This window comes from Aeromonas sp. 6P (genome assembly GCF_051919525.1).
Classification (GTDB): Bacteria; Pseudomonadota; Gammaproteobacteria; order Enterobacterales; family Aeromonadaceae; genus Aeromonas; species Aeromonas veronii.
The window spans coordinates 3,310,199-3,331,867 of sequence record NZ_JBQBEO010000002.1 but is presented as its reverse complement, the minus strand read 5'-3'; the positions used below and the strand labels follow the sequence as shown (position 1 = coordinate 3,331,867).

At 58.5% G+C, this 21,669-nt stretch carries 19 protein-coding genes and 1 pseudogene; 9 read left to right on the top strand and 11 right to left on the bottom strand.

All coding sequences use genetic code 11. The features are described 5' to 3' along the window. Positions 1-21 precede the first annotated feature (21 nt). Complete coding sequence (locus ACTG2J_RS15335) at positions 22-1,278, bottom strand: adenylosuccinate synthetase (protein ID WP_005362191.1); 1,257 nt, start codon at positions 1,276-1,278, stop codon at positions 22-24. Between the two features lie 170 nt (positions 1,279-1,448). Here ACTG2J_RS15335 and ACTG2J_RS15330 point away from each other — a divergent pair, with 170 nt between their 5' ends. Further along, entirely contained in the window at positions 1,449-2,363 is a 915-nt protein-coding gene (locus tag ACTG2J_RS15330; RefSeq protein WP_439997646.1) for a LysR family transcriptional regulator, read from the top strand. A 124-nt stretch (positions 2,364-2,487) separates the two neighbouring features. Here ACTG2J_RS15330 and ACTG2J_RS15325 read toward each other — a convergent pair whose 3' ends face one another. After that, positions 2,488-3,900: a TAXI family TRAP transporter solute-binding subunit gene (locus tag ACTG2J_RS15325; protein ID WP_439997645.1), complete on the bottom strand. Its 1,413-nt coding sequence runs from the start codon at positions 3,898-3,900 to the stop codon at positions 2,488-2,490. A gap of 82 nt (positions 3,901-3,982) precedes the next feature. Beyond that, a pseudogene (locus ACTG2J_RS15320) lies at positions 3,983-5,124 on the bottom strand (MalY/PatB family protein). A 182-nt stretch (positions 5,125-5,306) separates the two neighbouring features. Between ACTG2J_RS15320 and ACTG2J_RS15315 the strand changes: the two are divergent. Then, positions 5,307-6,479, top strand: coding sequence for an MFS transporter (locus ACTG2J_RS15315; protein ID WP_005334914.1), 1,173 nt, complete (start codon positions 5,307-5,309; stop codon positions 6,477-6,479). 14 nt (positions 6,480-6,493) lie between these two features. On the opposite strand, the gene ACTG2J_RS15310 is transcribed toward ACTG2J_RS15315, so the two are convergent. Further along, a complete protein-coding gene (locus ACTG2J_RS15310) occupies positions 6,494-7,408 on the bottom strand; it encodes a LysR family transcriptional regulator (protein WP_042054524.1) in 915 nt (304 codons plus the stop codon). Positions 7,409-7,540: 132 nt separating this feature from the next. Then, positions 7,541-8,296 carry a YciK family oxidoreductase gene (locus tag ACTG2J_RS15305; protein WP_439845891.1) on the bottom strand — a complete coding sequence of 252 codons (756 nt, stop codon included), beginning with the start codon at positions 8,294-8,296 and terminating at the stop codon, positions 7,541-7,543. A gap of 222 nt (positions 8,297-8,518) precedes the next feature. Between ACTG2J_RS15305 and sohB the strand changes: the two genes are divergently transcribed. Both sohB and ACTG2J_RS15295 read left to right on the top strand, forming a co-directional pair. Beyond that, positions 8,519-9,526: a protease SohB gene (sohB, locus tag ACTG2J_RS15300; protein WP_005334907.1), complete on the top strand. Its 1,008-nt coding sequence runs from the start codon at positions 8,519-8,521 to the stop codon at positions 9,524-9,526. Between the two features lie 180 nt (positions 9,527-9,706). Then, positions 9,707-10,930 (top strand): MFS transporter, encoded by a 1,224-nt coding sequence (locus tag ACTG2J_RS15295; protein ID WP_439989408.1) that lies wholly within the window; start codon positions 9,707-9,709, stop codon positions 10,928-10,930. Positions 10,931-10,964: 34 nt separating this feature from the next. On the opposite strand, the gene ACTG2J_RS15290 is transcribed toward ACTG2J_RS15295, so the two are convergent. Next, positions 10,965-12,047 (bottom strand): diguanylate cyclase domain-containing protein, encoded by a 1,083-nt coding sequence (locus ACTG2J_RS15290; RefSeq protein ID WP_019445681.1) that lies wholly within the window; start codon positions 12,045-12,047, stop codon positions 10,965-10,967. Positions 12,048-12,221: 174 nt separating this feature from the next. Continuing rightward, on the bottom strand, positions 12,222-12,575 hold the full coding sequence (locus tag ACTG2J_RS15285; RefSeq protein ID WP_005334901.1) for a DsrE/DsrF/TusD sulfur relay family protein: 354 nt from the start codon (positions 12,573-12,575) through the stop codon (positions 12,222-12,224). Positions 12,576-12,733: 158 nt separating this feature from the next. Between ACTG2J_RS15285 and ACTG2J_RS15280 the strand changes: the two genes are divergently transcribed. Then, on the top strand, positions 12,734-13,126 hold the full coding sequence (locus ACTG2J_RS15280; protein WP_100653209.1) for a DUF1090 domain-containing protein: 393 nt from the start codon (positions 12,734-12,736) through the stop codon (positions 13,124-13,126). 75 nt (positions 13,127-13,201) lie between these two features. On the opposite strand, the gene ACTG2J_RS15275 is transcribed toward ACTG2J_RS15280, so the two are convergent. From ACTG2J_RS15275 to ACTG2J_RS15265, 3 genes are all read right to left on the bottom strand, one after another. Further along, the gene (locus tag ACTG2J_RS15275) at positions 13,202-13,450 is read right to left on the bottom strand and encodes a YfhL family 4Fe-4S dicluster ferredoxin (protein ID WP_005334896.1); all 249 of its coding nucleotides are present in this window, start codon (positions 13,448-13,450) and stop codon (positions 13,202-13,204) included. Position 13,451: 1 nt separating this feature from the next. Further along, on the bottom strand, positions 13,452-14,813 hold the full coding sequence (gene trhP, locus ACTG2J_RS15270) for a prephenate-dependent tRNA uridine(34) hydroxylase TrhP (RefSeq protein ID WP_439997644.1): 1,362 nt from the start codon (positions 14,811-14,813) through the stop codon (positions 13,452-13,454). A gap of 257 nt (positions 14,814-15,070) precedes the next feature. After that, complete coding sequence (locus tag ACTG2J_RS15265) at positions 15,071-15,808, bottom strand: EAL domain-containing protein (RefSeq protein ID WP_439997643.1); 738 nt, start codon at positions 15,806-15,808, stop codon at positions 15,071-15,073. Positions 15,809-16,087: 279 nt separating this feature from the next. Here ACTG2J_RS15265 and ACTG2J_RS15260 point away from each other — a divergent pair, with 279 nt between their 5' ends. From ACTG2J_RS15260 to ACTG2J_RS15245, 4 genes are all read left to right on the top strand, one after another. Continuing rightward, the gene (locus tag ACTG2J_RS15260; protein WP_439997642.1) at positions 16,088-16,792 is read left to right on the top strand and encodes a hypothetical protein; all 705 of its coding nucleotides are present in this window, start codon (positions 16,088-16,090) and stop codon (positions 16,790-16,792) included. A gap of 45 nt (positions 16,793-16,837) precedes the next feature. Next, the gene (locus ACTG2J_RS15255) at positions 16,838-17,326 is read left to right on the top strand and encodes a CS1 type fimbrial major subunit (protein ID WP_100653213.1); all 489 of its coding nucleotides are present in this window, start codon (positions 16,838-16,840) and stop codon (positions 17,324-17,326) included. Between the two features lie 64 nt (positions 17,327-17,390). Further along, a complete protein-coding gene (locus ACTG2J_RS15250; protein ID WP_100653214.1) occupies positions 17,391-19,808 on the top strand; it encodes a TcfC E-set like domain-containing protein in 2,418 nt (805 codons plus the stop codon). Further along, positions 19,795-21,000 carry a hypothetical protein gene (locus ACTG2J_RS15245; protein ID WP_158651110.1) on the top strand — a complete coding sequence of 402 codons (1,206 nt, stop codon included), beginning with the start codon at positions 19,795-19,797 and terminating at the stop codon, positions 20,998-21,000. The genes ACTG2J_RS15250 and ACTG2J_RS15245 overlap by 14 nt, the downstream gene beginning before the upstream one ends. Here ACTG2J_RS15245 and ACTG2J_RS15240 read toward each other — a convergent pair. Beyond that, positions 20,997-21,635, bottom strand: coding sequence for a response regulator (locus ACTG2J_RS15240; protein ID WP_100653216.1), 639 nt, complete (start codon positions 21,633-21,635; stop codon positions 20,997-20,999). The genes ACTG2J_RS15245 and ACTG2J_RS15240 overlap by 4 nt on opposite strands. Positions 21,636-21,669: the final 34 nt, after the last annotated feature.

Below are 21,669 nucleotides of genomic sequence, written 5' to 3'. Positions count from 1 at the left end.
TTTGACGATAAGAGGTGCGGCTTAGCGCAGGATCATCTCGTCACGGCCCGGGCCGACGGAAACCATCGGAACCGGTACGCCGAGCAGCTCTTCGATACGCAGCACGTACTGCTGGGCCGCTTTGGGCAGCTCTTCGAAGGTGCGGCAGCCGGTGATGTCTTCGCTCCAGCTTTCCATCTGCTCGTAAACCGGCTTCAGGGCAGCGGTTTGCGGCCAAATCGGGTTCTCGGTGTGGGCACCTTCGTAAGCCACGCAGATCTTCAGATCCGGCAGACCGGTCAGGCAGTCCAGCTTGGTCAGTGCCACTTCGGTGGCGGCTTGCAGCTCGACACCGTTCTTGGTGGCGACGGCATCGAAGTAACCGACATCACGGGGACGGCCGGTGGTAGCGCCGAACTCGTTGGTGATCTTGCGGAACTCGTCCTGGTTCTCCATGGCGGTCAGCAGGGTGCCGGTACCGACAGAGGAGCTGAATGCCTTGGCCACAGCGATGACGCGCTCCGGGCGCAGACCCGGCAGACCGCCACCGATACCGGCGTAGGCGCCAGATACGTGGGAGGAGGTCACCCAGGGGTATTCGCCGTAGATCAGGTCACGGCCAGCGCCCAGCTGCGCTTCGAACAGCAGGGTCTTGCCTTCCGCCTGCAGCGCTTTGAGCGGCATGCTGACGTTGCACACTGCGTCGATCCAGGGTGCAGAGACTTCCAGCAGCCAGTCGGCCATCTCTTGGGCAGTCTGGGTGAATTCGAAGGAGGGGTAGATAGCCTTCATCTGCGGCAGTTTCCAGTCCAGCATGAACTGGATGCGCTCGACCAGCACGTCCGGCTGTTTCAGCCAGCCAACCAGGATCGCTTTCTTCATGACGCGATCGCCGTAGGCAGGAGCGATGCCCTGACGGGTGGAGCCATAGGCGCCGTCACCCAGACGTTGCTCTTCCAGGGTATCTTCCAGTGCGTGCAGTGGCAGGCAGAGGGTTGCGCGGTCAGAGATGGCCAGCTTCGGAGTCACGCCGGAGGCTTTGACTTCCTCGAGCTCGACGGTCAGTTTCTCGGGGCTGATCACCATGCCCGGGCCGAGGACAACTAGGCAATCCGGGTTGAATACGCCACTCGGAACCTGGTGCAGCTTGAAGGTGCCAAGGTCGTTGACCACGGTGTGGCCAGCGTTGTTGCCGCCCTGGAAGCGAATGCTGGCGCCAGCTTGACCTGCCAGATAATCCACGATGCGGCCTTTGCCTTCATCACCCCAGTTAGCACCTACGACTACGATAGACGACATGACTCTTTCTCCTAAGACGTTAGGCGTCCATCCTAGGAGCCTGATGCGGATTAGAAAAATTAATTATCTTTATAATTCCGATAAGAGAACCATATAATTATGGCCAATTAAGCGGCAAACCGCCCGATTTTGCCTGGCAAGCCCCGCACCTCGCGGGTTGAGGGACTCTTATGCTGGATATTCACTGGCTGCAAACCTTTGTCACTCTGGCCCGATTGCAACATTTTGGTCAGACCGCCACCGAACTGCACATGACTCAGCCCAATGTCAGCCTGCATATCAAACGGCTGGAGCAGGCGACCCGGGTGCGGCTGATCGAGCGCAGCCCGTTTCGCCTGACGCAGGCGGGGGAGCGGCTGCTGCAAAGCGCCGAGCGCACCATTGCCGAGTTGCAGCTCTGCCAGTCCGATCTCAATGCCCTCAACCAGCTCAGCCAGGGGACGCTGGCCATCGCCGCCAGCGACATCATCTCCCGCCTGCTGCTGATCCAGCCGTTCCAGCGCTTCAAGCGGGAGTTCCCCGGCATCGACCTTACTTTGTTCAACACCACTTCGGATCAGGCTGCCGAGCTGGTCAAGGCGGGCAAGGCGGATCTGGGTTTTGTCATGGCGCAAAAGCGCAGCGAGCCGCTCTTCTACACCGAGCTGCAACAGGTGACCTGGTGCGCGCTGGGCCACGGCCTTGCCCGCTGGCAGGCGCGGGCGGTGGCGGGGGAGAGCGACCCCCTCGACGAGCCGACCCTGATCCTGCTCGGTCACGACACCCGCACCCGGGCGCTGATCGACCCGTCCCTGCCGCTGCTGGCCTTGCCCCCCTGTCGCATCATGGAGGTGGGCAGCGTGGACGCCCAGCTCGATTGGGCCGAGGCAGGCTTTGGTGTCGCCATCGTGCCGGACTTCTCCCTGCATCCGCGCCTCAACCTCACCGCGCAGGTCACCAGCCTCGGCGACTTTCCCGGTACCAGTCTGGGCTACGTGGTGCGCCAGAATCAGGTGTTATCGCGGGCCATCAAGCAGTTGCTGCACTGGGTGGAGGAGGAGATCCAGAAGCCCAACCCCTATCTGACCCGGGTGATGGAGCCGTAGCGGGGCGGCAAGGTGAGCAGGCCTATCGGGGTGACTGCGCCGCCATCAATTGCGTCACTATCGAACGCGCGTAAACAATCAGGGCAGCCGAGGCTGCCCTGATGCATTTGTGGGCGCTTACCGTTCAGGGTTGCGGCGGTGTGGCTGCGCTGGTGGATGGGGAGGGAAGTGTATCGGTTTTATCCTGCTGCAGGGTTTTGCCAGTCACCGCGCTGCTGGCAGGCTGGATTGCCTGCTCTTGCGGCGCAGTGGCCGCAGAGGCGCTCTGTGGCAACTGAGTCGACACGGCAGCCGATGGTGATGGAACCGTTGACGCTGCGGCAGAGGGAGCCACTCTTTCCCCCTCGGTGGTCGGCGTAGCAGTGAGCTCGGGGGCGACCTCAAGCGCCTCTTCGGGTAAGGGATTAACCTCTGTGGCCTCTGTCGTCACTGCGGCACTGCTGGTGGCGGTCGCGTCAGAGGGCGCAGTCGTCCCGTTGGCGGCGCTCACCGGCCCTGTCGTGGGCACCGCCTCTGAGGCCGATGGCGCTGGTGTTAACGGCTCCGGTGTCAGCTGTTCCGCTGTTAACTGCTCGGGAGTCAGTGACAAGGGAGCTGGCGGTTGATCCGACATCCCAGCATGGAGGGGCAGCTCGGTTTGCGCCTGCAACTGCTCGGGGGTCATCTTGCTCAGGGCAGGATGCAGCCGACTGAACTGTTTGACCCGGGCCAGCAGGGTATCGCGCACGGTTCGGACGATGGGGTCCGGCAGGCTGGCCAGCGCCACCAGTTCGGCACTCATCCCGATATTGTTGATGGCGGTGGTCTGCCCCGGATAGAGGTTGGCGGCGATGCGGCTGCGCTGGTAGTAGGGGTGTTGTTTGAGCAGCGTGTCGATCTGCTCCCCTTCGATGGGGATGAGGCGCACCTTGCAGCGGCTGATCAGATCGCCGACCGCCAGACTGGGGTGACCGGCTACCACAAAAGCGGCATCCAGCGAGCCATCGCACAGCCCTTCCAGCGGTTCGCTGTCCGACTTGAGCTGATAGGCAGCAAACTGCCCGGGTTGCCATCCCATGGCTGCCATCAGGGCCTGGCTGGTGATCTGCTCACCGGCGCCGTTGTTGCCCGGATAGACCCGCTTCCCTTCGATATCTGCCAGGGTGGTGATGCCGCTATTGGGGGCGGCCAGCAGGGTCAACGACTCCTGATAGAGGCGAAACAGGCTGCGCAGCTCATTGTTGGCCCCCTGCCCGCTGAAGGGGCCGGTGCCGTGCAGGGCGTGGTGCAACACATCGGATTGTACCAGTGCCAGCTGTACGTCCCCCTTGTCGAGTGCCTTGAGGTTGGCCATCGAGCCACGGGTGCTCTGCACGGTGCAGCTGTCCCCATGCAGGGCATGGCCGGCATTGAGCACCCGGCAGATGGCGCCACCGGTCGGGTAGTAGACCCCGTTGAGCGGGCCCGTTCCGATAGTCAGCGCCTGGCTGCCAAAGGGGAGCAGCGCAGAGAGTGCACAGAGTGGGAGCAGAAGGTGATGCAAGATCCGTAGAGACATAATTGACCGTTGACTGAGTTGACCGCTGGCTGATGACACAGGGGAAAAAGGGATGGGGCTTGCCCATCCCGTTGCTGGCTGATCAGGGCTTGTTGTTGAGGATTGCCCGTTCCATCCGCGCCAGCGCGTCGGTCAGTCGTGCCCTGGTGCAGCCGAAGTTGAGCCGCACGAACTGACCATCGCCAAACTGGGCGCCGGGGGAGAGGCCAACGCCAGCCTGCTCGAAGAAGGCGATGGGATCGGCAATGCCAAGGGCGCTCACATCGATCCAGGCCAGATACGTCGCCTGATGACTGGCCAGCTTGACGCCCGGCCAGCGTGCAACCGCTTGCTGGATCAGGGCCAGATTGGCCGCCAGATAGTCGAGTTGCTCGGTCAGCCACTGTTCGCCACCCTCATAGGCCGCTTCGGCGGCGACAAAGCCCAGCAGGTTGACGTCGGCGCTGATGCCGCGCATCGCCTGCTGCAGCCTGAAGCGCAGACGGGCGTTGGGGATAATGGCGAAGGAGCAGCAGAGACCAGCGATATTGAAGGTCTTGCTCGGGGCCATCATCACCGCGCAGCGCTCGGCTGCTTGTGCACTGATGGCGCCGTAGGGAATGTGGCGGGCGTTTTTATCCAGCAGCAGATCGCAGTGGATTTCATCGGAGCAGATCACCAGATTGTGGCGCGCGGCGATGGCATCGATGGCCAGCAGCTCGTCACGGGTGAAGATGGTGCCGCCCGGGTTGTGGGGGTTGCAGAGCAGCAGCAGATCTGCGGCGGGAGCCTGACGCTCCAGCTCTTTAAGATCCAGCACCCAGCGACCGGCTTCTTCAATCATCGGCACGGTAAGCAGGGGACGATCATTGAAGCCCGGCGCCTGCAGGAAGGGGTAATAGACCGGCTTGGGGGTGATGATACCGCGGCCATGCTGGCTCCACGCCTTGCAGGCAAGGTTGAGCCCCGGCACCACGCCCGGCAGGAACACCAGCCATTCGGGCTCGATGGCCCAGCCATAGCGGGTCGCCATCCGTTCGATAATGAGTTCGATCAGGCGCGGCGAGGGGCGTGAATAGCCGAAAATGCCGTGGGCAACCCGTTTGGTCAACGCCTCTATCACGGACGGGGGGAGGCAAAGTCGGTATCGGCAACCCACATGGGCAGCACATCCTGACCCTTGTACTTGTCCCATTTCAGGCTCATGGTGCCACTGCGGTCTACTTCCTGATCAAAATCAAACATGCGAACTCCTTGTGCTGGCAGGATGGGCTTTCACTCTACGGGGTCGAGGCCTCCCTCGCAAGGCGCACACCCGCTTATGCCATCCTTGAGCCCGCTCTTGATAGTGACATAAGATAGGCGCTGAATTTTCATACGGCTGCCGCCCGTTAGCCCGTATCGTCCTTCCAATCAGTGGTAACCCTATGAGCTTGTCGATAGCGGCGGTCAAACGCCCGGACCCCGTCTCTCTTTCATTTCTTGCCGTGACCTTTATGACCGGCGTCGCGGTGGCACTGCAGGTGCCTACCTTAAGTCTGTTTCTGGCCGAGGAGGTGCAGGTGCGCCCCTTTCTGGTCGGGCTCTTCTATACCATCAATGCGGTGGTGGGCATTCTGGTCAGCCAGTGGCTTGGCCACCGCTCCGATAACAAGGGGGATCGCAAGCGACTGATCCTGCGCTGCTGCTTTGCCGGGGTGGCGCTCTCCTTGCTGTTTGCCTGGAACCGCAACTACTGGCTGCTGGCGAGTCTGGGGGTGATGCTGGCGGCGCTGGCGGCCACTGCCAGCCCCCAGTTGTTTGCGCTGGCGCGGGAGTATTCTGACAGCCGCAACCGGCGGGCGGACATGTTCAGCTCGGTGATGCGGGCCCAGTTTTCGCTGGCCTGGGTCATAGGCCCACCCATCGCCTTCGCGCTGGCCATCGGCTACGGTTTCGAGCTGATGTACCTGGCCTCGGCACTGGCCTATCTGCTCTGTGCCCTGGTGGTGTGGCGCTGGCTGCCCTCTCTGCCTTTGCCCAAGATGGCTGAAGAGACAGAGCGGGTCAGCAGCTGGCGGGATCCGGCGGTGCGGGCACTCTTTATCGCCTCCACCCTGATGTGGACCTGCAACAGCATGTACCTCATCAATATGCCGCTTTACATCACCCGGGAGCTTGGGATGGATGAGAAGCTTGCCGGTATCCTGATGGGCACGGCAGCGGCGCTGGAGATCCCCTTCATGCTGCTGGCGGGTTACTACACGGCCCGTTTTGGCAAGCGCCCCATGATGTTGCTGGCGGTGCTGGCTGGCGCGGCCTTTTACACAGGTCTGGTGACCCTCACCGACCAATATGCCCTGATCGCCTTGCAGCTGTTCAACGCCATCTTTATCGGTATCGTGGCGGGGATCGGCATGTCTTACTTTCAGGATCTGATGCCGGGGCGGGCCGGGGTGGCGACCACCCTGTTTGCCAACAGCATCCGCACCGGCTCCATCATGGCAGGGGCCATCGCCGGTGTGGTGGCGGAGGTGTGGAGTTTCCACGGGGTCTTTATGGTGGCGTTGGGATTGGCACTGGTGGCACTGGCCGCCAGCTGGCGGGTGCCCAACGTCTGACGGGGAGCTGGCTGTTATTTGTCGTGTTGGGGCTGGACGTGCGGAAGCGGCGTTGATTCGCCCTGATATTCGTTGCGCAGGCAGCGCAGCAGCAGCTCGGTCGCTGGGCCGAGGGATTCGGGGGAGAGGGTCAGCAAGTAGGTGTAGAGGTGGCGCTCGTTGCCGCTCTCCAGATCCAGCTGTATGAGTGACCCTTCCGCCAGCTCCCGCTCTACCAGATGGCGCGGCAGCCAGGCATAGCCGAGGCCAAGGCGCAGCATGGCGAGCACTTCGTGGTAGTGGGTCGCCTTCCAGCCGGTGTCATCCGCATCGTTCCAATCCACCGAGCGGTGAATGGGGGGATGGAGGCTGATCTGGTTGTGGCTGGTCAATACATCGCTGCGGATGGCCCCCTTCTCCTGTGCCAGCGGATGGCTGGCGGCGCAGAGGGGCAGCAGGCACACCTCGTCCAGCAACAGGCCAGTGCGATCGCCGGGCAGGTGCTCGGAGAGCATCAGATCCCCCGGTTGCAGGGCGTTGAAGTGGCAGTGAATGCGTTCGTGCAAGTTGACCCGGCAACCCCGGCTGCGGGGATAGAAGCTGGCCAAGGCCCGATAGAGGCGATCCCTTGGTTGCAGCGCCGAGACATAGAGGTTGATCTGCGGCTCCCACTGCCGCTCCAGGTTGTTGGCCAGATTCTCCAGCTCTTCCACCTGCTGGCTCAACTGACGGGCCCGCTTGAGGAAGATCTCGCCCGCCGGGGTCAACACCGCCTTGCGGCCGCGCACCTCCAGCAAGGGCACCCCCAGACTCTGCTGCAACTTCGCAACCGCATGATTGAGGGAGGACTGGCTCTTGTTCAGCGCCTCGGCCGCCTGGGCGTAGCCGCCGCAGTCGACCACCGCCTGAAAGATCCGCCATTGCTCAAACGTGCTCTTGGGACGAAACATAGTTCAACCTGATTGGAGATAGGATGGTCAGTGGTTCGAACAGGGAGCCTGTGCCCCCTATTCAATTTAACCCCTGCCGCACAACACTCTGGGTATTTTATTGATTTATTTGGGCTGAGCCACGCAACTTGTTTATTTTGGCTGAGCCACAAAGGTCTGACCGGTTTTGCCGCGGCTGTCCGACCCCATCAGGTAGAGGTAGAGCGGCATCAGGTCGGCCGGAGTCTTGAGGTTCATGGGATCTTCCGCCGGGAAGGCGCTGGCGCGCATCTTGGTACGGGTACCGCCCGGGTTGAGGGTATTGACCCGTACACCGGTGTTTTCCAGCTCGTCGGCCAGCACTTCCATCATCCCCTCGATGGCAAATTTGGAGATGGCATAGGTGCCCCAGTAGGCGCGCCCCTTGCGTCCCACGCTGGAGGAGGTGTAGACGATGGAGGCGTCGCCCTGCGCCTTGGCGGTCTGGCGCAGCAGCGGCAGCAGCGCCTGTGTCAGCAGGAATTCCGATTTGACGTTGACTTGCATCACCTCGTCCCACTCCTTCTCCTGAATATGTTCAAACGGAGAGAGGGTGCCGAGCAGACCGGCATTGAACAGCACGCCGTCGAGGCGGCCAAACTGCTGGGCGAAGGTTTCGGCCATGCCGCGGTAGTGGGCGGTGGTGGCCCCTTTCAGATCCACCGGCACGATGGCGGGCAGCGGATAACCGGCCGCTTCAATCTGGTCATACACAGCTTCGAGTTTGGCGCTGGTGCGGCCGAGCAGGATCACGGTGGCACCGTGGGCAGCGTAGGTGAGGGCGGCTTCGCGGCCGATCCCGTCGCCGGCACCGGTGACCAGAATGACTTTATCCTTGAGCAGATCGCGGGGGGCCTGATAATCGAGCATGACAACTCCTGTTAACAAGTTCCGGCCATAAGTGCATGGCAATCGGCGCCAAGTGTACTGATCCGCGCGCCTGTTTGACCAGCCAGCGGCAAGAAAAATGTGAAGAAAATAGAGAGGTTGTGATGCTCGGGTTGGTTTTTCCGGGCACTGGCTGCGATTTTTTGCGCGCCTCCATCAAACTCCCTAGAATGTGACGAAAACCGATCCATTCTGGAGTCCATCGTGACATTTCTGACCGAATATGGCCTGTTTTTGGCCAAGACAGTGACCTTCCTGCTGGCCATCGGCGCCATCATCCTGATGATCGTCAGCACTCGTCAGCCGAAAGCGCGCAAGGGGGAGCTGGTGGTGACCGATCTCTCGAGCGAACTGGAGCAGGGGCAATTTGCCCTCAAGAGCGCGCTCGTTAGCAAGGCCGAGCGCAAGGTGCTGGAAAAGCAGCAAAAAGAGGAGCAGAAAAAACGCGCCAAGGCGGGGGATGAGCGCAGTCGCCTGTTTGTGCTCGATTTCAACGGCAGCATGGATGCCAAAGAGGTGGCCTCTCTGCGCGAGGAGGTGAGCGCGGTGATTGGCGTGGCCCAGCCCGGCGACGAGGTACTGCTGCGGCTCGAATCCGGTGGCGGCGTGGTACATGGCTACGGCTTGGCCGCCTCCCAGCTGCAGCGGCTGCGCGATCGTGACATCAAGCTCACCGTGGCTATCGACAAGGTGGCGGCGAGCGGTGGCTACATGATGGCCTGCGTGGCAGACAAGATCCTGGCTGCCCCCTTTGCCATCGTCGGCTCCATCGGGGTGATCGCCCAGATGCCGAACTTCAACAAGTTGTTGAAAAAGCACGATATCGAATTCGAGATGCACACTGCCGGTCAGTACAAGCGCACCATCACCATGTTCGGCGAGAACGACGATCTGGGGCGCGAGAAGTTTCGCGAGGAGCTGGCGGCGATCCACGAGCGCTTCAAGGCCTTTGTGGCCGAACACCGCCCGCAACTCGATATCGATCAGGTCACGACCGGCGAGCACTGGCTGGCGAGTCAGGCCAAGGGGTTGGGGTTGGTAGATACCCTCTGCACCAGCGATGACTATCTGCTGGCGCAGGCCAGCCACCACAAGGTGATCGGCATCAGCTATCGCAAGCCAAAAAGCCTGACCCAGAAGCTGGGACAGCAGGGAGCTCAGGCGCTGGAAGCCGGACTGGGGCGTCTGTGGCAGCAGAGCCCCTGGCGCTAGCCCGAGGGAAATCCCGCGATAAAAAGGCCAGCCGATGCCCATCGGCTGGCCTTTTTGCATCCGGTTGCACCTTGTCGGTGAGCGAGGGTTGTTTCTATTGAGGCCCTCTGTTACAACTGAATGCTTTCCCCGTTTATGACAGGATCTTGTGGTAAGAGCTGCGGGGCATGGAGCATAGCGATGTCATGGAGCACCTTCAGGCAATTTACCCCGCTGGTCTGGATCGTCATTCTGGGTACCTTCATGGTGCGTACCAGCTACTACATGGTGTGGCCCTTCCTCTCCATTCTGCTCTATCGGGAGTATGACCTTTCGGCCACCTTCATCGGCCTGTTGCTGGGTGGCTCGATGGCCCTCTCTACCCTGGTCAGTTTTTACGGCGGCTGGCTCTCTGATCGCTTCGGGCGGCGCAGCATACTGCTGGCCGGTTGTCTGGTGGCGATGAGCTGTTTCGGCCTGCTCGGCTTCTCCCATGCGGTGTTCTGGCTTGGGGTCGGGGTGATGGGCAGCGGCCTCTCGTCGGGGCTGATCGATGCCCCCGGCAAGGCGTTGATGGCCGACAGTCTGGCCTCGGCCAAGGCGCGGGAGCTGGCACTGCACCTGCGCTATTTTCTGCTCAACCTGGGGGCGGCGTTGGGGCCGCTGCTGGGGGTGACCCTCGGGATCAACGCCCAGCAGGAGACCTTCCTGTTTCTGGTGGTGAGCTATTTGCTGCTGGCGCTGGCCTTTGGCTGGGGATTTCGCCGGGCTGGCAACACAGGCAAGCCGGGGACTGCCGGGCCCGGCTTACGGGATGCCATCAAGGTGTTGCTGGCGGATCGCGCCTTCCTGCTGCTGGTGATGGCCAATCTCCTGATGGTGCTGGTTTACTCCCAGTTTCACTCGCCGCTGGTGCAATACCTGACCCGAGCCGGTATGCCGCAGGTGGCCGAGCTGGTTGCTCTGCTGGTGGCGACCAACGCCCTGACCGTGGTGCTGCTGCAGTTTCCGCTGCTGCGGTTGTTGTCACGCTGGCCGGTGCGGGTGCGTCTTCATATCGGCATGGCGCTCTTTCTGGCTGCCCAATTGCTCTTCGCGCTGGGGGATCCGATGGTGCGCAGCCACTGGTTTGGCGCCGTGCTGCTGCTCAGCATCGGCGAGACCATCCTCTTCCCCCTGCTCAACGTGCTGATCGACCAGATGGCTCCCGCTCATCTCAAGGGGAGCTACTTTGGTGCCAGCGCACTGGCCGGGTTGGGAGGAGCCGCCGGCGCCCTGCTGGGAGGCTGGATCCTCGAGCAGTGGAGCGGGCAGTTGCTCTATGTGCTGATGGCGCTGCTTTGTGTGGCGATTTTTGCGCTCTATGAGTGGGGTGCCAGAGTACAGCGTCCCACTGCGGCCACGTCTGTGGTTGAGCGGAGCTGACCCGGTTAATGCGGGGATCTGTGATGCTGAATGTTCAGTGCGTGCTACCCGGCGTCTTCTCTTTGAGCGCCTTCTTGGCTGCGTACATCCTCTCGTCGGCGAGCCGGATCAGGTTTAGCCCGTCGTCGTAGTGCTCCGGCCCGGTCTGCACTATGCCGATACTGAGGGTGAGATCGCCCAGCTGCTCCTTGACGGTGTTGACCAATCGTTTGAGATAGATATCCCGCGCCTGACTCTCGTTGCAGTTGGGCAGGATCAGGCAGAACTCATCTCCGCCATAACGAAAGCAGCTGTCTTCGGCGCGAAAGACCTGACGGATGCAGTGGCCGACGATGCGCAGGATCTCGTCTCCGCGCTGGTGACCTTCGGTATCGTTGATTTGCTTGAAGTTGTCGATATCGAGATAGGCGATGGCCATGGGTTCGGCGCGGCGCTGACAGGTGCGCAGGCTCAGCAGCAACAGTTCGTTGAGGTGGCGAACGTTGAGCAATCCGGTCAGGGCATCGGTGCGGTTCAGCTCCTCCAGTTGCTTGGTACGCTCGCGAACTTTCTGCTCCAGACTCTTGGCATAGTTCTCCGACTTCTCTCTGGATGACTCTATTTCCGACACCAGACTGCGAATGTAGGTTTCGAAGACCAGAGTGATGTCGAACAGAAAGAGTTTGTCCAGGGCGGCCAGCATGACGAGGCGCTCCGGTTCATCGCGGATCTGCTCGAACATATCCTCGATCAGCAGGGCTTTGAGGGTGTTGATGGCGGCCAGATAGAGCTTGGGTTCGACCCCGATCCGCTTGTGAACCAACCCGATCCGCAGCCGGTTGTTGACGTACTCCAGATCGTAATGGCCGCTGAAGAGATCGAGCACATAGCGCCGTTGCGCGGTGCGCAACCGTATGAGGGTATCGGCATCCCCGATCAACAGGGCGATTTCGGTGATGGCCGTCTGCTGCTGGTAGAAGCGATCCACCAGGGCGTCGATCCGTGGTTCTATCTTGCTGCAATAACTTGCCAGCCGCGCCACATCCTGTTCATTGAGCAGCAATAACTCCTTGCGATGGGCAATTTCAAAGTCGGTGATCCTCATCTGCTCAAGCAGGGTCTGTTCGGTCGGATTCATCGTCGTCCTCGGTTTATTACTGGGCGTTACGCTGTCCGTGAGGTGGGACAAACAAGCAGGTGTGGCAATTGATAGTGTAGTCAGTGAGGCTGGGGCGCGCGCAATGCCCCCGCGTGGCGGGGGCTATGGAGGGTCAGGTGAAGGCTAAAGGGGCAAGAGATCCGGAGGGGGAGATCAGAAGGTCAGCACCTTGTCGGCAGCCAGGGTCCATTGGGCCAGCATCGGCAGGGTGCCGACCTCAATGCCCTCGATCAGCGGCAGGGCGGTGATGCCACGGGCATCGGTGCAGGTCTTGCACAGGCGAATGGTGACGCCCTGGGCCAGCAGGATCTCCAGCATCTGGCGCAGGTTGTATCCCTCGGCCGGAGCCTGACCGGCCAGTGCTGCACTCACCGCATCGGACATCAGGAACAGCTTGAGGCTGGCACCACCCTGTTCGTTGAGGGCGATAGCGAGGCGTAGGGCGTTGAACAGGGATTCGCTGCCGTAGGGGGCACCGTTGGCAATGACCACAATTTGTTGATTCATAACAGACTCCCGATTGGAAAGAGCGCCATTGTAGAACCAACGGGGTGCCAATTGCGTGATGTTGCACAACTTCTGTCGCACCTTTTTCCCGCTTGCTTGACCCTGCTGCCGATCGAGGTTTTTATGGTCAGCTCGCAAACAAGACCGGATGAATCGAGATGTGGAAAGTATTGGGAGCCGGCTTGCTGCTGTTGGCGGGTCAGGCCTTTGGCAGTGAGGCGGTCGGTTGCAGGGCCCGTCTGCAGGCCGTCAATGACCAGCTGGTGTTTGCCAAAGCACACAACAACGTTGGGCAGATTGCCGGGCTCGAACAGGCAGCGCGCAATATCAAGGCCAACTGTACTGATGAAGGTCTGCTTAAGGAGCAGAAAGAGCGGGTTAACAAACTGCGCGGCGAGGTGGACGAGCGCCTGCTCGAGCTGCAGGAGGCGAGAGTCAGTGGCAAACCGGAGAAGATTGCCAAGCGGCAGGCCAGGCTGGAGGAGTCCCAGACCCGGATGCTGGAGGCCCAGCGGGAGCTGGACAAACTGATCCGGCTGGTCGGCAAGTGATGCCCAGCAACTGCACGCAGGATCAAAAAAGGCCGATTGCTCGGCCTTTTTTTCGTTTTACGGTCTGTGCATCAGCTACTGCCTGTGCATCCGCACAAACTTCTCCATCAGCTGATCTTCGGTCTCCACATGAGCGGGATCCCAGATGATGCAGTCGATAGGGCAGACGCTGATGCAGGTCGGCTTCTCATAGTGACCGACGCACTCGGTGCAGCGACTGGGGTCGATCTCGTAGATCTCTTCACCCAGGCTGATAGCCTGGTTGGGGCACTCGGGATCGCACATGTCACAGTTGATGCACTTGTCGGTGATAAGCAGTGCCATTTCAGGCGGCCGAGTGGGGCTGACGGGTATCCTCGCGCTCGCCGAGGTTGCGCAGCAGGATGCCGTAGTTCACATCTACTTCCTTCGGTACCGGCACATAGACCACGTGGCCGTTGCCCGGCGCGGTGTCGATCAGCTCGCCCTTGCGGTTCTCCATCTGCTCCAGATTGAAACGGACGTTGCCCTGCGGGGTCATCAGCTCCAGGCTGTTGCCCACCAGGAACTTGTTCTTTACCTCGACCTCGACCATGTCACCTTTGCGACCGGTGATCTCGCCGACAAACTGCTGGGTGTCGGAGACGGAGTAGCCGTAGTCGTAGTTCTGGTATTCGCTGTGGTTGTGACGGCGCAGGAAGCCCTCGGTATAGCCGCGGTGGGCCAGATTTTCGAGGGTGCCCATCAGGCTGCGGTCGAACGGACGACCCGCTACCGCATCGTCGATGGCCTTGCGGTAAACCTGAGCGGTACGGGCGCAGTAGTAGAAGGATTTGGTGCGCCCTTCGATTTTCAGGGAATGAACGCCCATCTTGGTCAGTCGCTCGACGTGCTCGACCGCGCGCAGATCCTTGGAGTTCATGATGTAGGTGCCGTGCTCGTCTTCGAACGCGCTCATGTACTCGCCCGGGCGGTTGGACTCTTCCAGCAGCACCAGGGCATCGGTCGGTTTGCCAAGGCCTAGCGTGTTGTCCGGACGCACTGCGATGGGCTCCTGACGGTGGACGATCTGGCCCACGTCATCTTCTTTACCCTCGTGTACCTTGTACTCCCAGCGGCAGGAGTTGGTGCAGGTGCCCTGGTTGGGGTCACGCTTGTTGATATAGCCGGAGAGCAGGCAGCGGCCGGAGTAGGCCATGCACAGCGCGCCGTGAACGAACACTTCCAGCTCCATCTCCGGCACCTGCATGCGGATCTCCTCAATCTCGTCCAGCGACAGCTCGCGGGAGAGGATGGCGCGGGTCAGGCCCATTTGATGCCAGAACTTCACCGTGGCCCAGTTGACCGCGTTGGCCTGCACCGAGAGGTGAATGGGCATATCCGGGAAGGCTTCACGCATCATCATGATAAGACCGGGGTCGGACATGATCAGCGCATCCGGCTTCATCTCCACCACAGGGCGCATGTCGCGGATAAAGGTCTTGAGCTTGGAGTTGTGGGGCTGGATGTTGGCCACCACATAGAACTGCTTGCCCAGCGCATGGGCTTCGTTGATGCCGAGCTGCAAGTTTTCATGATCGAATTCGTTGTTGCGCACCCGCAGGCTGTAGCGGGGCTGACCGGCATAGACGGCATCAGCGCCATAGGCATAGGCATAACGCATGTTCTTGAGGGAACCTGCGGGGGAGAGCAATTCTGGTTTAAACATGGCGGACTCTTTATATCTGATTGCAAATCAGGACGATGCCACCTGATGGCATCGTAGTGGTTGAGTTGCGGTGCAAGATGCCCTCCGAGAGGAGGCTCAATGCAGCGCGACCCGATGACGGCATATCCGGGGCCTATCTACAGACGATGCGCCGGATATTCGGGGTGCGAGATTGTACTCGCCCCCACGTCATCATGCAATTTGGCAGGAAATTGTTGGCTGCGCGAGCCGACAGGATGCCGAAATGAAACCGCCGCTCAGGCCCAACGGGAGAGGTGGGCGGGCATGGCGTAGACGTAACCCTGTTGATAGTCACAGCCGAGCTGATCGGCAATCTCGATATGGGTCTGGTTTTCCACCCCTTCGCACACCACCTTCATGCCGAGTCGCTGCAGGTACTCCACCAGTCCGGTCAGCATGCGCAAGGCATGGGTACTCCTGGTCGCTTGCAGCAACAGAGAGCGATCCAGCTTGATGATCTCGTAGGGGAGCGCTATCACTCGCTGAAAATTGCACTCCTGGGTGCCAAAGTCATCGCAGGCGATATGGGCACCGTGGCTGCGCAGTACCTCGATCAGGGCCAACTCCTTGCGCTCTAGCGGGGCGTACTCCACCACCTCGAACCAGATTGCGATATCCAGCTTGCGGGCCTGCAAGAGAGTGAGTAACAGCAGGTTCTTATATGTTGTGCTCTCAAAAGCGGGGTTGAGGTTTATCGAGAGGGAGCAAGGAGCATGGCGTGCCAGCGCGGTCAGATCACGCCAAATGGCTCTGAGCATAACGATATCCACATGCAGGGACTCCTCATCGCTGAGAGAGGGAAAGTCTATTCCCTGATAACGCTGCTGGTGGGGTTCCCAGTGTCTGGCCAGCGCCTCAAAGCCGATGATCTGGCGATCCCGGTCAACGATTGGCTGATAAAAGGGCACGGCAATGTCCGCTGTCGTCAGGGATGCCACGTCACCGACCGGAAACTCTTCTTTAAACGCAAACATGTCACTTCCCTGCTGACTGAGATGATTTCGGATAATAGGGGAGGATGTTGAAAGCTGGCTGTAGGAATTGTCTGATTGTTTGCAGAAAAAATACTTTGGCAGTATCAGATTATTCCGATTAAGTCCGCTGTGTGGATTATCTAGACTGGCCTCAATGACGAATCGCCGAGCCAAATATTATCATCTGGCGATCTGCATATATGGAATTCGTATATTTTTCGGAGCATTCAATGAATGAAGGCACCACTCTCTATCGTTTTTACAGTGTGAACATTATTCATGAATAAGATTTTTACTGTATTGCTGCTTATATTCAGCAGCAATGCCTTGGCATCGCCGGATATTAGCGTTGGCACCTTATATGACTATATGTCGGCAGAAAAAACTACGCTGCTCAAGCGGGTTAGAAATCTTGGTGATAAGACGGCATTTGTCAAAATAACGCTGGCCGAAATTATATATGGTGCCGATGGCGTGCCGAAGGAGCGGGAGTTACCGGAGGAGGGCGTTCGTCAGCTGGTGACAAGTCCATCACGGTTGATTATTCCGGCAGGTGGTATGCAGGCTACCCGTTTTATCTATATGGGAGTGCGGGAGCGAGAACGTTATTTTCGGGTGCGTTTTGTGCCGGTCAAACCACAGGACGATGAAATAACCGAATTACCACCACAGCAACAAATTAGCGCCGGGGTCAGCATCATGACCGGTTTTGGCACCATTCTCTTTGTGGCCCCCAAAGAGACCCGTTATGACACCCGTATTGACCGTAAAAACGGTGTTCTCTATGTGGAGAACCGGGGCAATGCCACCGTTATTCTCGATTATCTGGAACTGTGTGACCAAAAAGAGAGCTCATGCAGTCAACCGGAGAAGATGCATCTGCTGCCCGGCGTTAAAAAGCGGGTCAGTCAAGAGGCAACCCGGACGGTTCGTTTTGAACTGATCGAAGGGAAAAAATCGGTATTCAGGGAGTTCAAGCTCTGATCCCGATATATCACAAGAACGACAATCACACCTGAAGGAGTGGCTATGAAGATGTTATCGCTTTTTCCCGCCCTGTTGCTGGCGAGCGGATCGCTGATGGCGGCCGAGCGCATCGAGCATACGGTGACGGTAACGGCGCAGATCCCGACCGAACACTTTTATGTGCAACCCGTGGGTGACTGGATGAGTACCCCACAGAAACTGACCTTCAACCCCTTTAGCCAAAAGCTGGATCCCTTGGCCAAGCAGCTGGAGATGAAGAGCACCATTGGTCCCATCAAGGGTTATCTGGTTTATCCCGCCACCATGGCCAGCGGCAAGGAGAGCATCGGTTTGACGGTCAAGGTCGGAGGCGTCGCACTGACCACCGCATCCGCCGAGTTGTTGACCCAGGCGGATGCCAATACCGGCAAACAGGTCGGACTGGAGATCATCCCGGCCGTGGCACCAACCGGTGGCTACAAGCCCGGCAACTATCAGGGGATTGTCAGCATGATGTTTGAATCGGAGGCACCGCCTGCTCAAGGAAGCTGACATGAGTATGTGGGGGTCATCAGGCCCCCTTTAATTGATATTCCAGGCATTCAGGTTGCACTTCATGGTTCGTTCTCTTCTTCTCTTGCTCGGGTCGTTGCTCTCTGCCTCATTGGCGGCGGCAGACTCGGCACTGTTGCTGCAACAGGCGCGGCAGTTGCCAGAAGGGTTTGAAGCGCACTTTTTTGGTGTTCCCCTGATGGTGCGGGTGACCGTCGACGGTCGCCTGCTGGGGGATGGGGAAGTGCTGCTCGGGCGGGATAACTCGGTACAGCTGCTTTCACTGGTGGATGTGCAGGAGAGCGATTTTGACGAGGGTACGCGTGAACGCTGGTTGAGCAAGCTGGGAGCCCAGCTGCCGCTCGGCGAGTGCGGCCAGACCTGTCCTGAAGGCATAGTGGGGTTGCAATACAGCCTGGAGGAGTCCCAGCTCTCGGTGCTGACCGGTGAGGTAGAACAGGAGGCGCGGGATCAGCGCTTTATGGCATTGCCTCAAGAGAGCAAGGGGTTGCTGGTCCAGAACCAGCTGAACCTGGTGCAGGGCACCCAGCGCAATGGACACTATAACCTGCAGCTGGAGGGCAGCTGGGGGCAGTGGACCCCCTTTATGGAGGGGGATGCCACTTGGCAGGAGGGGCAATCGAGTGAAGTGGGCCTAGCTCAGCTTTATGGCGAGCGGCTCCATGAGGCCAATTTTTATCGCCTTGGTTTCTTCTTTCCCTCGGCGCAGGGGTTGGTACGTCAGCCGAACTACTACAGTGGCGCGACCCCCACAGTGCTCGGGATGATGTGGGGCAGTTCGGATCTGCTGCGCCGGGAGCGCGGTGTACCCAGTCTGGCGCCGATCCAGGTGGCTCCGTCCCGGCCGGGCATGGTGGAGATCTATCGTGACGGCAACCTGATCCAGTCCCAGCCGGTCGTATCGGGTTTGCAGGCACTTGATACCCGATCGCTGCCCGGAGGTATCTACGAGGTAGAGCTGCGGTTGCTGGAGGATGGTCAGGAGACCCGCCGTTGGCGCGAGATGATCTACAAACCCTCCAACTGGCAGACGCCGGAGGAGCCGTGGCGCTTCAACCTGTTTGCCGGACGCCAGACCCGCTGGCTGGTACGCCAAGGCGATAGCGATTTGGAGGGGGCCAGTGGCGGCGTAGCGGTGAACCACCTGTTGCTTCCTTCGTTGGTGGTGGGGGCGGGTAGCCAGTATGTGGACAGACGGACTCAGCACTCCCTCTCGCTCGACTGGGAGGCGACCAGTCAGCTTCACGGCTTTGCCTCCTTCAACCAGAGTGTTGGCATGGGGTGGGGCTACGATCTGCAGGGGATCTACTGGCATGGCAACAGCAGTCTGGTGGCCAGCCATTCGCGCAATCTGCGCAAGCAGGTTGAAGCAACTGCGGTGTCCAGTCTGTCACTGCAGCAGTCGCTGGAAAAGTGGGGCTCCCTCAGTCTCTATGTTTCTCACCAGTCTGGTCGTGGCAATGGTGCTGATGTGGGATGGCACTATAGCGATCGGTTGTGGGGGCGCTGGGTGACTTGGGGGGTGACCCTGTTCGATCGTCCTGGCAGCGAGAGCACGGCGCAGCAGCGGGATCGCGGTAGCACGCTGAGTCTCACTATCAACTTGGGGGGAGATGATCGCCAGTTGTCGCTGGGGCTGGGCAGCAATACCTCACGCTCGGGCGGTGCCCAGCGCAGCGCCTATCTCAATTATCAGCAGGAGGTGGACTGGGGGCCGCTGCGTCAGGTCAGCGTGGGCAGCACCCATGACAGCTATGGTACCGGTCTATCCGGCTATGGTCGTTTCGCCTCGTCCTGGTTGGGTGGCGACCTGTTTGCCCAGCACTCCTCCTATAACGCAGAGGTGACTGGCGGTATCAATCTGGAGAGCTTGGTGGCACTGGGGCGGGAGGGGGAGCTGGCAGTTGGTTCCCGCGAGATGGGCGGTATGGGCAATGAGGCTGCGATGATCCTCGATATCGACGCCGACGATGAGGCGGCACGTATCCGGGTCAGCGACGATCTGGGCAGCGTACAGACCCTTGGGCCCGGTCGTCATCTGGTCTCGGTGCCAGCCTTGCAAAGTGGCGCCTTGCAACTGGAGATGGCCGACCACGAGGGGATGCCACTCACCATCAAGCCCACCGTGCTCCCCTACCACCTTAATCGCGGCGGGGTGGGTTATGGCCAGGTGAATGCTGTGAGCACAGTCACAGTGATAGGTCGTTTGCTGGACGAGCAAAGCCAGCCGCTGCGTGGTGCGATTGTCAGTAACCCTATAGGGCGGGCATTTACCGAAAATGATGGCTTCTTTGCGCTGGAAGCGAGCCGACGACAGCCGCAATTTAGCGTGGAACACAATGGTACCCTCCATTGCAACAACTCATCAGGAGTGCAGAGCCGTACGGAGGCATCGGAGATTATTATATTGGGAGAGTTAATATGTTCACCTGGTGTGACTGTAAAAAATGAAAACCATTAAAATATTAGTTCTACTGATGTTTAGTCACTCATCTTTGGCTGATGTGATTAATATTACTGCAGACTATAAACCTGAGAGCTATGAAGTGAGTGGTGGGCGTTTTATCAACACCACTCCGTGCGATGTCGGTCAACCGATTTCTTATTGTGACCCACAGAAGCCGCTAGAGTCATCGGTTATAGTAAAACTCCCAGTGTCGATAGCAAAAACAATAAATTCGGCGAAGGGTAAACAGAACTACCTAAGTTACTATCGACTTTCTGGTCCTAAAAAAGTGACGTTGACGAACAGCAAAAATGGAGAACATCATGAATTGGCATTTATTCCAACCAATATAGGTGCCAAGGTAATAAAAATGGAGTATCCAATTGTCAATAATAATAGATGGCCCATGCATACTATTGGTGGTGATTGCTATCAAAGCTTTAGTACTTGGGGGTGGTTCGGGTCTGTAGTAACTGGGCAACTTTTTTTATATTCTATTAATGATTTAGCTCAAAATGGTGCGTCTGAGTGCTATCACAATAGCCAACTTGGTGATGGAACATCATACTCTGTCGATTGGCTGAATTATGGCTTTCGTATCAAAGCACCTAATCCATTGACTATGTCAAACGGAAAGTATACCGGTAGTTTAAAAATAATGGTGGGGCGTAATAAGGATATTGACCTAGGTGATGCAACCTATTCTGGGGGAACAGAGCATGAACTTAAATTTACACTGACAGTCCGTCATCAATTGAAAATTGATTTTCCCAAAGGTGATAGCGATGGCCATAGCCAAGTAACCTTATTGCCACCAGGTGGGTGGAGTAATTGGATTCATAGTGGAAAGCGAGAGCCAAGCATATTGCAGCAAGATCTTCCTTTTCGAATATGGTTTAGTGCCCCATTTACTGTCTCACTGCGTTGCCAATATCAATGGTCTACTAGTGGTGAGTGCGCATTAAAAGATAGCAAGGGGCGAACAGTGCCTTTAAAAACGCACTATGTTAACAGCATAAATGAAATGTTTCTGTTGACTACAAATAAAACCAGATTTGTACTTCCTGTACAGGGAAGTTCGGTTATCAATGCTGCCAGTGCGATTCGATTTCAGATTGTGGGTGGGACGGTCGCCGAGATGATGAAATACTCTGGCTCCTCCTTTAAAGGTGATGTTACCCTGATATTTGATGCGGCTATTGATTAATAGAGTCCGCTGCTTTTGGCATAGTCAAAGAGGGCGCTATCGCTGCTAATACCCAGCCGTATCATGGCGCTCTTTTTATGGGTGCTGATGGTTTTGACACTGCGATGAAGATAGTCGGCAACCTGAGTGACGGACATGCCGCTGGCAAGTAGGCGCACCACTTCGCTCTCCTTTGGTGTAAGCGGGTGGGGTTCGCCTTGAGCAGAGATTCCGGCATTGGCCAGCAGTATTTTTACCGCAGGACCAATATAGCGATGACCGAGCAATATCTGGCGAATGGCATCGGCCAGTTCATTGATAACCGATTTTTTCAGTATCAGACCGTTGACCCCAACCTGAATAAGGGATTGCAAGATGGCGCTGTTCTGGATCTGGGTCAGCACAATAATGGGCAGGTTTGGATAATCCCGACGCAACTGCTGGATCATCACCAGGCCATCACAGCGGATATCTCCCGGCATGCTGAAATCGGTGATCAACAGATCGCAATGATGTTGCTCTAATAAATTAAGCAAATCAGATACCTGATATGCCTCGGCGATCACTTCACAATGGGGGGTTATCTGGTCAATCAGGCTACGGATCCCGGTCAGAATCAAGGGGTGGTCATCGGCAAGAATAATCTTGAAGGACATGGATGAGCCTCTTATAAAACGGTGAATAATATTC

Excerpts from the sequence above, each read along its gene's own strand:
- ACTG2J_RS15335 (WP_005362191.1), bottom strand. The coding sequence starts at position 1,278 with ATGTCGTCTATCGTAGTCGTAGGTGCTAACTGGGGTGATGAAGGCAAA.
- ACTG2J_RS15330 (WP_439997646.1), top strand. The coding sequence starts at position 1,449 with ATGCTGGATATTCACTGGCTGCAAACCTTTGTCACTCTGGCCCGATTG.
- ACTG2J_RS15325 (WP_439997645.1), bottom strand. The coding sequence starts at position 3,900 with ATGTCTCTACGGATCTTGCATCACCTTCTGCTCCCACTCTGTGCACTC.
- ACTG2J_RS15315 (WP_005334914.1), top strand. The coding sequence starts at position 5,307 with ATGAGCTTGTCGATAGCGGCGGTCAAACGCCCGGACCCCGTCTCTCTT.
- ACTG2J_RS15310 (WP_042054524.1), bottom strand. The coding sequence starts at position 7,408 with ATGTTTCGTCCCAAGAGCACGTTTGAGCAATGGCGGATCTTTCAGGCG.
- ACTG2J_RS15305 (WP_439845891.1), bottom strand. The coding sequence starts at position 8,296 with ATGCTCGATTATCAGGCCCCCCGCGATCTGCTCAAGGATAAAGTCATT.
- ACTG2J_RS15295 (WP_439989408.1), top strand. The coding sequence starts at position 9,707 with ATGTCATGGAGCACCTTCAGGCAATTTACCCCGCTGGTCTGGATCGTC.
- ACTG2J_RS15290 (WP_019445681.1), bottom strand. The coding sequence starts at position 12,047 with ATGAATCCGACCGAACAGACCCTGCTTGAGCAGATGAGGATCACCGAC.
- ACTG2J_RS15285 (WP_005334901.1), bottom strand. The coding sequence starts at position 12,575 with ATGAATCAACAAATTGTGGTCATTGCCAACGGTGCCCCCTACGGCAGC.
- ACTG2J_RS15280 (WP_100653209.1), top strand. The coding sequence starts at position 12,734 with ATGTGGAAAGTATTGGGAGCCGGCTTGCTGCTGTTGGCGGGTCAGGCC.
- ACTG2J_RS15275 (WP_005334896.1), bottom strand. The coding sequence starts at position 13,450 with ATGGCACTGCTTATCACCGACAAGTGCATCAACTGTGACATGTGCGAT.
- trhP (WP_439997644.1), bottom strand. The coding sequence starts at position 14,813 with ATGTTTAAACCAGAATTGCTCTCCCCCGCAGGTTCCCTCAAGAACATG.
- ACTG2J_RS15265 (WP_439997643.1), bottom strand. The coding sequence starts at position 15,808 with ATGTTTGCGTTTAAAGAAGAGTTTCCGGTCGGTGACGTGGCATCCCTG.
- ACTG2J_RS15260 (WP_439997642.1), top strand. The coding sequence starts at position 16,088 with ATGAATAAGATTTTTACTGTATTGCTGCTTATATTCAGCAGCAATGCC.
- ACTG2J_RS15255 (WP_100653213.1), top strand. The coding sequence starts at position 16,838 with ATGAAGATGTTATCGCTTTTTCCCGCCCTGTTGCTGGCGAGCGGATCG.
- ACTG2J_RS15250 (WP_100653214.1), top strand. The coding sequence starts at position 17,391 with ATGGTTCGTTCTCTTCTTCTCTTGCTCGGGTCGTTGCTCTCTGCCTCA.
- ACTG2J_RS15245 (WP_158651110.1), top strand. The coding sequence starts at position 19,795 with ATGAAAACCATTAAAATATTAGTTCTACTGATGTTTAGTCACTCATCT.
- ACTG2J_RS15240 (WP_100653216.1), bottom strand. The coding sequence starts at position 21,635 with ATGTCCTTCAAGATTATTCTTGCCGATGACCACCCCTTGATTCTGACC.